Origin of the sequence: Gimesia chilikensis (genome assembly GCF_008329715.1) — a bacterium.
Classification (GTDB): Bacteria; Planctomycetota; Planctomycetia; order Planctomycetales; family Planctomycetaceae; genus Gimesia; species Gimesia chilikensis.
Window position 1 is genome coordinate 706,904 of sequence record NZ_VTSR01000032.1, and the last position, 12,907, is coordinate 719,810.

Here is a 12,907-nt window from a genome sequence, read left to right on the forward strand (position 1 = left end):
ATCCGGTCGATAGTGACATTAGTCCTACTGTAATACATTAGCAGGACTAATTAAACATGGCACCGCTGCCCATTTACACAACAATGTTAAGAATACGCGTGAATTAGAATTGAACTAACTCTAAGATTCACAAGCCTTAAACGCAAAAAAGAGACTACACATTGCGTTTCTGGCAGTGTAAAATACACGTAGCGGGGCTTGCCATGCTCACCATCAGTGGCGGTCCCTTCCCTCCTGATTGTTCCCACCGCGTTTTACTGAGAAAGAGCTTAGAAATGAAGCGACTTCCGATTTGCAGTTCTCCCACTGTGAAGTCTCATCTGATTCCCAAAGCTTTCTATCTGGCAGCTTGTGTCTACCTGAGCTATACAGCTTCCGTTGAAGCAAACGCTGCAAATACAAAAAAAATCCCAGCGGAACAGGTTGAGTTTTTTGAGAAAGAAATCCGTCCTGTTCTGGTCAAGCGGTGCTATGCCTGTCACGGTTCCAAAAAACAGGAAGCCAGTTTGCGTCTGGACTCACATGCCTGGATGATGAAGGGGAGCGATACTGGTGCTGCGGTTGTTCCCGGGGATCCTCAGAAAAGTCGTCTGATTCAGGTGATTCAATATCATGACGATGACAGTCAGATGCCTCCCGAAGGAAAAATGCCTCCCCAGGAAATTGCAGCTCTGACCCGTTGGGTCAAAATGGGAACCCCCTGGCCTTACTCGGAAAAAGATGCGAAAGCAGTTCCCAGCGATGGTGCCTATGATTATGAAGCCTTATCCAGCAGTCACTGGGCGTTTCAGCCTGTGTCAAAGCCGTCCGTACCACCGGTCAAAAATGAGCAACTGGCAGATTCACCGGTAGACCATTTTGTACTCTCCAGACTTGAAGAAAAAGGACTGTCACTCTCTCCGCCCGCCGATCAGCGAAAATTGATTCGACGTGCCTGTCTCGATCTCACAGGATTGCCTCCTTCGTATGAAGAAGTAGAAGCATTCGTCAATGATAAAGACCCACAGGCTTATGAAAAGCTGATTGATCGACTGCTGGCTTCTCCCGAGTATGGAGAACGCTGGGGCCGGCACTGGCTCGATGTGGCCCGCTATGCCGATACCAAAGGGTATGTCTTTACATCCGAGCGACGTTATCCTTACAGCTACACCTATCGCGATTATGTGATTCGGGCGTTTAATGAAGACCTTCCTTTTAATCAGTTCATTCTCGAACAACTGGCTGCAGACCAGCTGGATCGCAAAGGTGATGATCGTTCTCTGGCGGCTCTAGGGTTCTTAACCGTTGGACGCCGTTACCGAGGAAATATCCACGATATTACAGACGACCGGATCGATCTGGTTTCACGAGGACTGCTCGGACTGACGGCATCCTGTGCCCGCTGCCATGACCATAAATTCGATCCTGTGCCGATTAAAGATTACTACTCGCTCTACAGCGTGTTTGTCAGCAGTTATGAGCCCGAAGAAAAAGATTTGCCTTTGATCGGCAAGCCTAAGTCAGAGAAGGCTTATGAGAAGTATCAGGAAGAGCGGGCCAAACGCCAGAAAAAAGTAGACGATTATGTACATGCGGAAGCGGACAAATTCCGCGCACAAGCCCGTCTGTCCGTCGGCGAGGTATTACAGGCGGTTGCAGAAAAACAGAACCTGGCCCAAGGGGATGAAAAACCTCAGTATGCTAAAGAAGCACCTCATCGGCGGTATGTGGACCTATGGCGTGCTTTTCTGGCACGAAAATCCAAGGACTATCGTTCGGTATTTGCTCCCTGGTCGGAATTTGCTGGACTCAAAAAACAGAAAGGTGATTTTGCCAGACAGTCAGCTGAAATCATTGAAAAACTATCGCAAGCGGAAGCTGAGACTGATCCGAATAAACGTATTAATCGCCTGGTGATCCATGCTCTCAAAAACAACCCCCCGGAATCGATGTACGATGTCTGTCGGGTTTATGGAAGCGTTTTTAAGGAGGTTGAACAGGCCTGGTTGAAAACTGTTGCTGACGCTGCTAAAGCCAAAACTGCCGCTCCTGAGAAGCTGGACGATCCGGCCGCTGAAGAACTGCGACAGATTTTATATCACTCTGAGACCCCTACTGCCAGCAATGATGAAGTGGCTCTCAGCATGTTCAATCGGGCACAGCGAAATCGCATCCGTCAGCTCGAAAAAGAACTGGCTACATTGGATGTCACCTCTCCGGGAGCACCACCGCGGGCGATGGTAATGTACGATAAAGATCAGCCGGTCACCTCCTTCGTACATTTGCGTGGAAATCCGGGCCGACGTGGTGATAAGGTGCCACGACAGTTTTTCCGGATTCTGGCAGGCGAGGATCGGCAGCCGTTTGCGAAAGGCAGTGGTCGACTGGAACTGGCTCAGGCAATCGCCTCGGCTGATAACCCTCTCACAGCGCGGGTCTTCGTGAACCGGGTCTGGATGCATCACTTCGGGGAAGGACTGGTTCGTACTCCCAGCGATTTTGGCGTCCGCAGTGATCCTCCAACACACCCGAAGCTGTTAGATTATCTGGCGTCCCGCTTCATGGATGAGGGCTGGTCCGTGAAAAAACTCCATAAACTGATCATGTTGTCTGCGACTTATAAGCAGGGAGCACAGGATAATCCAGAGGCTGTTCTGGTTGATGCCGACAACCGTCTGTTATGGAAACATGTTCCTCGACGACTGAGTTTTGAAGCAATGCGTGACTCCATCCTGTTTGTCTCCGGGCAACTGTCGGATGATCGAGGGGGGCGGAGTTTCCAGATCGATCAGATACCGACGGAACCCCGACGAACGGTTTACAGTTTTATCGACCGAAATAATCTGCCCAACGTATTTCGGACGTTTGATTTTGCCAATGTAGAATCCAGTACCGCAGAACGGCCTTACACGACAGTACCACAGCAGGCATTGTTTGCGATGAACAGTCCGCTCTTACTGGAACAGTCGGCTTTACTGGTGAAAGATCTCGACCTGGAAAAGGTTGCTGCCGAGAAAGGCATTGAGGCAGCGATTACACAGCTCTACCAGCGGGTGCTGGCACGAAAGCCTGCCCAGGAAGAAATTGAATTAGGGCGACAGTTTCTGGAACACCACCGGGATCAGGTTAAAACTCCTGCCCGAATGAGTGGCTGGGAAAAATATGCCCAGGTGCTTTGCACTTCAAATGAATTCATGTTTGTAGACTAAGTCTTTCTTCAAAAGATTCGAATAGAATTGGGAGCCTGAACTCATGGCTGATACTATCCCACATTTCAATATTGATCCGATTTTAACGCGGCGACAGATGTTGCAGCGGTGCGGTACCGGTCTGGGCTCGCTCGGACTCGCCTCACTGATGGCTTCTGAAGGAATGTTGAATTCTGCTGAGGGAGCTTCTGGGGTCAATACAGAATCGCCAATGGCACCGAAAACCTCTCATTTTCCGGGTAAAGCCAAGCACGTCATTCATATATTCCTGAATGGTGGGGCCTCTCAAGTCGATACATTCGACCCCAAGCCTGCGCTGGCGAAGTACACTGGTAAGATGCTGCCGACGGAAAACCTGCGGACAGAACGGAAAACCGGGGCCGCCCTGCCCTCACCGTTTAAATTTAAAAAGTACGGCGAGAGTGGTCTCGAAGTCAGCGAGCTGTTCTCTGAACTGGGAGACTGTGTCGACGATATCGCTTTCGTGCGGTCGATGTATACCAACGTGCCGAACCATGAGCCTTCTTTGATGATGATGAATTGTGGCGACCTGATTCAGCCACGCCCGAGTATGGGAGCCTGGGTGACTTATGGTTTGGGGACCGAAAACCAGAATCTCCCCGGTTTCGTAGTGATGTGCCCAGGTGGATATCCGATTACGGAGTCTGCTAACTGGCGTTCTGCTTTTCTGCCGGGTGCCTATCAGGGAACGCACATCGATACCAAACATACTGATATTGAGAAACTGATCAGCAATATCAGAAATAAGAAGCAGTCCCTGCCTGAGCAGCGTCGACAGCTTGACCTGTTGCAGGCTTTGAACCGTCGTCACCAGGAAGCACGGGCCCAGGAGTCTGCCCTGGAGTCCCGGATTCAGTCATTTGAGCTGGCTTATCGTATGCAGATGCAGGCATCAGATGTATTTGACGTCAGCCAGGAGCCACAGCACATCCACGAGATGTACGGTTCTGGAGTGCATGCCCGTCAGATGATGATTGCACGCCGATTGGTGGAACGTGGTGTCCGCTACGTGCAACTCTGGCATGGTGCCGGTCAGCCCTGGGACAACCATGATGAAATTGAGAAGAATCATCGACGTCTGGCTGGTGAGTGTTCTCAGGGAATTGCAGCATTACTCAAAGACCTGAAACAGCGTGGATTATTGCAGGATACGATCGTTGTTTGTGGTGGCGAATTTGGACGGACCCCGGTTGTTGAGCTCCCTACACCCGGAGCTAATGCTGGCAAAATGAATGGTCGTGACCACAACAACCATGGATTCACCGTCTGGCTGGCTGGAGGTGGAGTGAAAGGTGGGCAAGCCTACGGGGCAACCGATGAATTCGGATTTGCTGCTGTTGAAAATAAGGTGCATGTGCATGACCTGCATGCGACACTCTTGAAGCTGCTCGGATTTGATCATGAACGCCTGACCTACCGCTTTGCAGGTCGCGACTTCAGGTTGACTGATGTTCACGGCCGTGTTGTGGATGAACTGATTGCCTGAATCTGATTTCGAATTAACCACCGCAAAGGCCTGCTAAATCGTTTCTACCAGATTAGTGGACAAAGAAATCCCCTGCTTTCGTTGAATCTGTCGGTTGCGTGCTTGACCTGTTCCCTAAAAAAAGGAAGTATTGTTCTGGTATCAGGAAACTTAAGAAAGGATTCAGGAGCATTACTTTAGGGAAATATTCTGTGAGGCGGAAGAGGGGAATTGCGTGGCAGGTGATAATGAGCGCATCAAACTGACTCTGGAGTTACTGGGGACAGGACTCTATCCCGTCATTGAGCAGGAAATGAAATCGGTTTACCAGGACACCTGGATTGACCGTGCCAAAGAGAGTTTCCGTAACTCTCCCCTGACTTCACAGCCTGAAGGTGACGCAATCCGCTGGGACGCGCACTCAACACTTCTGATTTTGTGGGATCACTGGAACAGCGTCTTTCGTAACCGTTTCACTCCTCTGGAACGCAGCTTTGTGGGCGAACTGAGAGAGTATCGAAACCGCTGGGCTCATCAGAGCCAGATTAACACTGACGATACACTCCGTATTCTGGATACCGCTGCCCGTTTGCTGTCCGCCGCTGGTGCGAGGAAAGAAGCACAGCAACTCCAGAAAGAACGTGATCAATTGCTGTATCAGATCCTGCAGTACCAGGAGCAGGTAATTGTCGATTCCCCGGATAACCGCAGGGAGCGTCTGCGTGATGCGATCGTCTTTCTTGTCTGCGGAATCGTGATCGATCTGGGAATCTTCTTTTCTTACGGCACTGGTGGTTTGGCAATTCTGTTTGCTATCTTCGTCACAGCCGTATTCGTGTTTCTGGCTTACCAGCGCTGGGTAACACCTGATAAGCCATCCTACGGTGCACACGAATGCACGAATTGTGGGAAAATTATCTACGGAGAGTCCTGCCCATATTGCAGTGAAACGACGGTGAATACATAAAGAACCGTCGCCTCTTTTTAACTGCTGATCGTATTTTAAGAAAGTGGTTCAATCGAGCCATTCATCAGCAGGGTCGAACTTCGGAAAAACGATGTTGATAATTTTCATGGTGCCGATAGCGCGATGACGGACCCCGGGAGGTATTACGATAGACATTCCGGCGTGTACAGGGATGATTTCGTCATCGAGTTGCATTTGAGCATCTTCACCACACTCCAGGAAGTAGTACGTCTCTGTCAGTTTGCGATGATAGTGCAGCTCAGCTGTTTCTGAGATCTCGGTAACGTGCAGGGTTCCGGGAAACTCATCCACATCAGCAAATGCACGGCGGGCAGTTCCACAAGGGCAAGCGGTCCCTTCGATCTGAGCGAAGTCAGCAACGTGATATTTTTTTTGAGTCGATTCCTGCATGGGGAATGCCCTTTCGAGGGAAACAGGCTGATTTAAAGATAGCTAATGGCTAATTACTTTCAGTATAACAAGGCGATCCAGCTAGCAAAATCCTTACGATGATTTATTGATTTCATCGAGCAGCACTCTGAGAAAAGGTTCCACATCAGTAACCAGCCCGACTGTCTGAAACGTGCCGCGATCTGCCAGTTTAGTGACAGTAGCCGGGTTAATATCCACACAGACCACTCTGACACTGGCCGGTAACAGATTCCCGACAGCGATCGAATGCAGAGTGGTAGCGATCATCAGACAGAAAGAGACTCCCTCTACCATTTCACGCATTTTTCGCTGCGCATCGACCGTATCTGTGATGACATCCGGCAAGGGGCCATCATCACGAATACTTCCCGCCAGCAGGAAGGGGACCTGATTCTTCACGCATTCATACATGATCCCTGATGTTAAGACCCCCTGCTCAACTGCATTTTGAATACTACCCAGACGACGAATCCGGTTGATTGATCGTAAATGGTGTTCGTGACCTTCTTCACTGGATCCACCATGTTCCATTGAGATTCCCAGGCTGGTCCCGTAAAACGATTCTTCGATGTCGTGGGTGGCCAGAGCGTTCCCGGCGAACAGCAGATTGACATACCCTTCCCTGATTAACTCGCTGAAATAAGCTCTACTCCCGGTATGTACTACCGCAGGACCGGCGACCACCAGTATCTTTCCGGCCCCCTGTTTCGCGCGTCGCATCTCGGCGGCGATTTCACGGACGGTAACGCCCTTGGGTTTCTCACTTGAAACTGTACTGTTCATGAATGAAAAACCGGCAACCTCCGGTGCACCTCGATCTATGGGAAAGACACGAGTGCCCCGGGTACCCAGTACGACCAGTTCACCCTCCTGAACATCAGCCATCGGCAGGCAGTGAGCTGATTTATGATCTTTACTCACCACGATGCCGCAATCCATTTCCTGTAGCGATACCGGAATCCAGTTTCCATCTACACGGATCTCGGTTTTCTGATTGGTTGTGCAATAGAACCCTTCCGGGAATGCACCACCCATGTCAGCCTGTGCCAGAAGACAGTCATGCTGTTCCAAGGGAACGGCCCCATGCTGGGCAATCTGAGTCAGGATTGTCTGCAGCGTTTCTTCATTGGGGGCCGTGACTTTGATCTGGGCTCGACTGCTGTCAGACCGGGAATGACCAATTGAAATCTCATCAATCGAGAAATCACCACCTAAAACCGTAATTTCATCCAGAATCTTGGGCAGGAGCAGACTGTCGATGATATGGCCCTGTAATTCGATTTCTTCGCTGACACTGAGTGAACTCTGCTTTTGGAGATCGGATGGTTTATCGGTTGTATCACCCATAACTGGCTCACCTTTCTAAATCAGTCATTTTGACAGGCGAAAAGGACTGATTGATACTGGATTTGGAGAGATCTCTTTTCATAATTCTACGTAATTCAGCTAAAAATCATACACCCAAAATTTGTTTGAACTCCTGACTATCAAATTATTTGCTGTCTTTTTAAGATTTTGCAGGCAGATGGGAATTTTTCGCGACAGACACGATATGAGCGGGAAATTCGATTTTCAGGTGCTGGCTGCTGAGTTCACTGAGATCAGGATAACAGCATTCGATTGACTTTGCCTGAATTCAATCTCATTAGAGAATCTCTGTCACGTCGAGGGGCTGATTGCCTGATCTGTCAGCGTCATCCTGGTAAATGTATTTAAGAATTATCGGCCAGCTTGATTGAATGTAGCTCACTGATTCAGGGTATCGATGGCGACAGGCTCATACAGTCTTGATTCTATACATATTTAATGAATATCATATCTGTTTCTGCACTTGGATCTCTGGGTAGAAGATTCTGAATTTCTGATCAGGTTCTATCTGGAGAATGTATTCTGTTTCAACCTGTTTCCCAAATTGTAATGTTCCTGGTATGGTCAGAATTGGAATAATAGGGCTCGGCCCATATTGGGAGCAGCGCTATGAACCCGTCCTGCGGATGATGGATCAAAGAATCCAGATCAAAGCCGTCTATGATCCGGTGCGCAGTCGAGCGGAACAGGTTTCATCTCAATGGAATGCAGCGGTCGCCTCAGGGATTGAGGCATTGACCACCCGGTATCCCGTTGACGCTTTCCTGCTGTTAAATTCAGAATGGATGAATCACTATCCATTGAAGGTGCTGAGTCAGCAGCATCGCCCCGTGTATATTGCCGGCAGTCTGGGAGAAGATCTGAATCTCCTGGGGGAAATTCATGAGCGGGCAACCGATCAGCTGGTGACATTAATGCCGGAATTCAGCCGTCGTTATTCCCAGGCCACCAGTCGTTTTTTTGAACTGGTTGTCACCCGGCTTGGTAAGCCGGTTTCGATCCATCTGCAAACCTGTCGGCCTGCAGCTGATCAACAGGTGGAGATTCCGGGGCAGAAAAATGAAACTGATTTTCTGGTCGGATTAATCGACTGGTGTTGTTACGTCATGCGCACCAAGCCGGTTAAAGTCCATTCCAGTTTCCATTCAGACTCGAGTATTCAGTCAGAAGATCACTGGAGAATTAAAATCGAATTTCTACCGGATCCGGTCACTGCTGCCGAGCGTTTTGCACTGATTGATATTAAACAACATCAGCAGTCAACCGATTCACTTTATCCCCGACATCAGGTTCATTGCCGGAACGGTCACGCAGAATTTCATTCACCGGATGAGATCCATTGGGAAAATGACACAGAAACGATGACGGAATCACTAAAAAGTGACCGTCAGGAACTGGAAGTCATGCTGGATCACTTTTGTCGCAGAGCTGTGGGCGGGATTATTCCTGTGGCAAATATCAGAGATGTCTGTCAGGCAATCCGGCTGGTTCAACTGGCCCGCTGCAGTCTGGAATCAGGGACGCCTCAATTATATCAGGTCGATTAAACTGCAGCCCGATTCTTTGGATCCGAACAGCAGTCTAGATAGTGCCGCTCAGCGTTTCTTATATTGCTTTTGAGCATGCGGGTGGGCTTTTTCATAGGTCTCTCGCAGGCGGGCAGTGCTGACGTGGGTGTAGATCTGTGTGGTTGTCAGACTTTTGTGCCCCAGCATTTCCTGAACACTTCTCAAATCGGCACCGCCATCCAGTAGATGTGTAGCGAAGCTGTGCCGCAGTGTATGTGGGCTGGTCTTTTTATCCAGGCCTGTCTGCAGCAGGTATTTCTCCAGCATCCGGCCGACGCTACGAGATGTCAGTCGCGTTTTTAGCCGGTTCAGAAAAAGAGCATCTGCATCAGGATGAAATTCTGGCTTACCCTCACGTTCTGCTGTCCAGCGCTGGAGTGCTTTGGCGGCATAACTGCCGATGGGAGCAATACGTTCCTTGCGGCCTTTTCCAAGCACTCGAATGATATTTGCATCCTGATCCCAGTCGCTTACATTGAGTGCCACGAGTTCGGAAACACGTAGCCCTGCTGAATACAGCGTTTCCAGAATGGCTCTGTCTCTTAAGCCCATTTTCTGATTGGCAGGTGGCGCTTCCAGGAGCGCACCAATCTGATCTGTTGTTAAAAAATGAGGCAGTTTTCTTCCGGTCCGCGGAGTTCGTAGCGGCTTGGCCGGATTCGTTTGAGTGAATCCTTCGCGGCAACAGTAACGAAAAAAACTCCGCAGGCACGCCAGGCGTCTGGCAATCGTAGTCTTTTCGTACTGACACTCATGTAAGTACGCGACGTAACGTCGTAATTCGCTGATTCCGATCTGATCGGGCGACAGGAGCGTCTCTTCGTACTCGGTCAGATATTCCAGCAGGCTTCCCAAGTCTTCTGAATACGATTTCAAGGTCAGTTCAGATGCATTTCGTTCGATATCGAGGTACCTGAGGAAACTGTCAATCGCATCGTGCAGTTCAACTGGCCTGACATGCTCAGAGGATATCATGTGAATGCTGGTCTGGCTGAATGAATGAGTGGATTTCAGAGTCTGAGAGAAATGCTGTCAGCATCGTTCTCATGCAGTTTTGCGTAATCTGCCAGTTTGCTGTTCCTGTTCAGCTTCCCGTCTCAGTTTTCTGACTTTCTGACTCATGACTGCTGCATCATACCAGGTGAAGCTCAACTCTTTATCTGCTGCGTATTGTCCCAGTGTTTGAAGCATCTGGGAAGAACTGGCATCGTCATACAGAAAAACATAGCGTTCTGAATCTTTTACCAATGCAACGACATTCATTTGTTGTTTCACAGTAGCAGTCCTTTTTTATTCATCAGAGCACTTATGTCAGAGACAGGATTGGTTGGAAGTGCTCAAGCAACCGCGCTAATTAATATCGGCGGTTAAGAGGTGGGGTTATCGATATTTTCTGACCTTGAAGATCATCTGGTGCTCAGCCTGACCACCATGTAGTGTTAACATCTCTACAATCATTAAATGTGCTGTAAACCGTATAAAGTCTTCACTCCGATGCAGGTAAGCTTCCCAGCCTCCACTGCGGCGGTCTCCGCTGACTTCCAGATAATCACGTAAGTTGGCGACCAGAGCGGCGTCAGAACCGTCAAACAGCCGTGTATAAGACATGAATGGCTGGCGAGGATCACAGACGCCGATTTCAGTCGCAGCGGTGGGAGGGCAAAATTCACCAAACTGCTTCGTGTATGAAGGAGTTGCAGTAGAATTTGTTTCGGGAAGGTGATGTGGGGAGGGAGAAGGTGCCTCCATTGATTTTTGAACTGTTGGCGAGTTCACAGCAGGTTTAGCTTTCAGTGGAAGCTGACCAAAGGGGGATGTTGAATCGGCACCCTGATTCGATTGGGCAGAGACTTGGATCACCTGCTGCTGGTTTTGTGTATACGGCCAGGATGCAAGTGGCTCTTCGGATTGACCTCTGAAAACTGGTTCGGATGCAGGCTCAGGTATCTGGGATTCAGGTGGACATTCAGCCGATGCGGATTCCTTATATGATTTGAATTTAGCTTTCATCTCCTGACGGGTGTGTTTCCGTTCCAGATGATTGGAATACCGGACTTCTTTTTTGGCTTCATGATTCACAATCCGATCCAGTTTAAACACCTGGTTCAGGACTGATTTTTTCTCGCGCCGCTCTTCTACCAGAAGTGGAACTCCGGGAGTAAATTCCTGGGCATGAGGCGAGTACCAGGAGACCTGCAATCCAATTCGAGGCGGATAATAGGGGGAGTAATCAGTGACTGCACCGATCACAACGGCATCAACGTCAAGAACTTTCGCCAGCTTGAGCACGTCATCCGGATTATTCATCTGCAGCTGATGTTCCACCATCGCCACTTCAGCAACACCGACTGGTAAGACCTGAAAACCTGGGACCTTCTGTAGTTCTGAATAATAGGCGAGGGCAAACCGGCGTCCGTCGACTTCTGGCTCCTGGCTCAAATTAAAAAAAGGAACTACAGCAACGGTTTTGAGTCTCGGATTTGGATTGGTCACAGTGGTCCGCATGATCACGCACCCTGTCAGGCTCGACAAACCAATCAATATTGCCAAAATACGAGTCAGCACCAGATCATTTCCCGCGGTGGAGGTTAGAATAAAGCGATATCGACTTTATCGGCATAATCGGTAGGGTGACTTCAATGAGAAATATTTTGTTATTCCCCCTATATTCACATCGTTGATTTGAAAGATTCTGCTGTCGTTAACCGAGTAAGAGCCTGATTTGGTCAGTATTTTCAGTTGTCTAATCCCCTGTTAAAATAAAAACTCAGTACCCAAGTTTTGTCATATTTTCAATTTGAACGAACATGAATCAAACTTTACCCCCTAAGCCCGCGTCTCGTCCTGCCGTCTGTTATGGGACTCTTAAGCTCGAGTCGCGATATCTCCTTTCTCCATTAGCGGGCTATACAAATTTACCTTTTCGACGAATTGTCAGAGAACTGGGTGGTGTCGGGCTGGCAACCACCGATCTGGTGAATGCACGGGGCCTGCTGGAAGGAAGTGAGAAAACGCTTCAGTTGATTCAAACCTGTCCAGAGGACTCCCCCTTCGCAGTGCAAATCTTCGGTAGTAAACCGGAATACATGCGGGATGCGGCACAGTTACTTGAGTCCCGCGGGGTCGATTCCATCGATATTAATATGGGTTGCCCGGTGAATCGGATTGTCAAGGGGGGCGCCGGGGCCAGTATGATGTGTCGCCCCAGTGACACAGTTTCCCTGGTGCAGACTGTAGTAGATGCTGTCAAAATTCCCGTCACAGTCAAGATGCGGCTCGGTTGGGATGATTCTGATTTATCAGCCCCCTTCTTTGCCCGGGAGTTCGAGCAGGTGGGAATCGTGGCAGTTGCCATCCATGGTCGTACTCGCGAGCAGGGGTTTAAGGGAACTGTAAATCATGATGGCATCCGGCAAGTCGTAGAAGCTGTAGAGTCCATTCCCGTAATAGGCAATGGTGATGTCACCTCGATCGCGGATGCGGATTTCATGCTGAAAACGACAGGTTGTGCAGGGGTATCGATTGGACGCGGAGCACTGGCAAACCCATGGATCTTCAGGCAGCTCGTGCAATGGGAGCAGACAGGGGACTGTGATCCCCCGGGTAATTTTGATGAGCGGCTTGAACTCCTCTTAAGGCAGTTTCGCTATCTGTTGGAGATGACCACCGAGAATCGGGCGATCTCCATGTTTCGGAAAATGGGGCACTGGTATTTGAAATCGATGCGCGTCAAACCGGCATTGCGACATGAATTCCAGTGTGCCCAGACACTGGCAGACTTTGATCAGGCGATCCGCAATATTGCGTCGCAAGGACCCACTTCCGGATCGCGGACAGGCACATTACCTGATATGCATATCCCCGTGCCTGGTGGGCCGGTGGAACGCTGGTAAGTATT

10 protein-coding genes are annotated in these 12,907 nt (G+C 49.5%); 5 read left to right on the top strand and 5 right to left on the bottom strand.

Annotated features, from left to right (window positions below; genetic code table 11):
• The first annotated feature begins 275 nt into the window (after positions 1–275).
• From FYZ48_RS27595 to FYZ48_RS27605, 3 genes are all read left to right on the top strand, one after another.
• The gene (locus FYZ48_RS27595; RefSeq protein WP_149345695.1) at positions 276–3,188 is read left to right on the top strand and encodes a PSD1 and planctomycete cytochrome C domain-containing protein; all 2,913 of its coding nucleotides are present in this window, start codon (positions 276–278) and stop codon (positions 3,186–3,188) included.
• Between the two features lie 43 nt (positions 3,189–3,231).
• The gene (locus FYZ48_RS27600) at positions 3,232–4,695 is read left to right on the top strand and encodes a DUF1501 domain-containing protein (RefSeq protein ID WP_149345696.1); all 1,464 of its coding nucleotides are present in this window, start codon (positions 3,232–3,234) and stop codon (positions 4,693–4,695) included.
• A 214-nt stretch (positions 4,696–4,909) separates the two neighbouring features.
• Positions 4,910–5,641 carry a Swt1 family HEPN domain-containing protein gene (locus FYZ48_RS27605; protein WP_149345697.1) on the top strand — a complete coding sequence of 244 codons (732 nt, stop codon included), beginning with the start codon at positions 4,910–4,912 and terminating at the stop codon, positions 5,639–5,641.
• Positions 5,642–5,689: 48 nt separating this feature from the next.
• Here FYZ48_RS27605 and FYZ48_RS27610 read toward each other — a convergent pair whose 3' ends face one another.
• Both FYZ48_RS27610 and FYZ48_RS27615 read right to left on the bottom strand, forming a co-directional pair.
• On the bottom strand, positions 5,690–6,052 hold the full coding sequence (locus tag FYZ48_RS27610) for a cupin domain-containing protein (protein ID WP_145039980.1): 363 nt from the start codon (positions 6,050–6,052) through the stop codon (positions 5,690–5,692).
• Between the two features lie 93 nt (positions 6,053–6,145).
• Positions 6,146–7,420, bottom strand: coding sequence for an ornithine cyclodeaminase (locus tag FYZ48_RS27615; protein WP_149345698.1), 1,275 nt, complete (start codon positions 7,418–7,420; stop codon positions 6,146–6,148).
• A gap of 647 nt (positions 7,421–8,067) precedes the next feature.
• Here FYZ48_RS27615 and FYZ48_RS27620 point away from each other — a divergent pair.
• Positions 8,068–8,988, top strand: coding sequence for a hypothetical protein (locus FYZ48_RS27620; RefSeq protein WP_149345699.1), 921 nt, complete (start codon positions 8,068–8,070; stop codon positions 8,986–8,988).
• 48 nt (positions 8,989–9,036) lie between these two features.
• On the opposite strand, the gene xerC is transcribed toward FYZ48_RS27620, so the two are convergent.
• From xerC to FYZ48_RS27635, 3 genes are all read right to left on the bottom strand, one after another.
• The gene (gene xerC / locus FYZ48_RS27625) at positions 9,037–9,951 is read right to left on the bottom strand and encodes a tyrosine recombinase XerC (protein ID WP_149345963.1); all 915 of its coding nucleotides are present in this window, start codon (positions 9,949–9,951) and stop codon (positions 9,037–9,039) included.
• 102 nt (positions 9,952–10,053) lie between these two features.
• Positions 10,054–10,284, bottom strand: a complete 231-nt coding sequence (locus FYZ48_RS27630) for a hypothetical protein (RefSeq protein ID WP_228030478.1) — start codon at positions 10,282–10,284, stop codon at positions 10,054–10,056.
• Between the two features lie 105 nt (positions 10,285–10,389).
• Positions 10,390–11,514 carry a hypothetical protein gene (locus FYZ48_RS27635; protein ID WP_149345700.1) on the bottom strand — a complete coding sequence of 375 codons (1,125 nt, stop codon included), beginning with the start codon at positions 11,512–11,514 and terminating at the stop codon, positions 10,390–10,392.
• Positions 11,515–11,816: 302 nt separating this feature from the next.
• On the opposite strand from FYZ48_RS27635, the gene dusB reads away from it, so the two are divergent.
• Entirely contained in the window at positions 11,817–12,902 is a 1,086-nt protein-coding gene (gene dusB, locus FYZ48_RS27640) for a tRNA dihydrouridine synthase DusB (protein WP_149345701.1), read from the top strand.
• Positions 12,903–12,907: the final 5 nt, after the last annotated feature.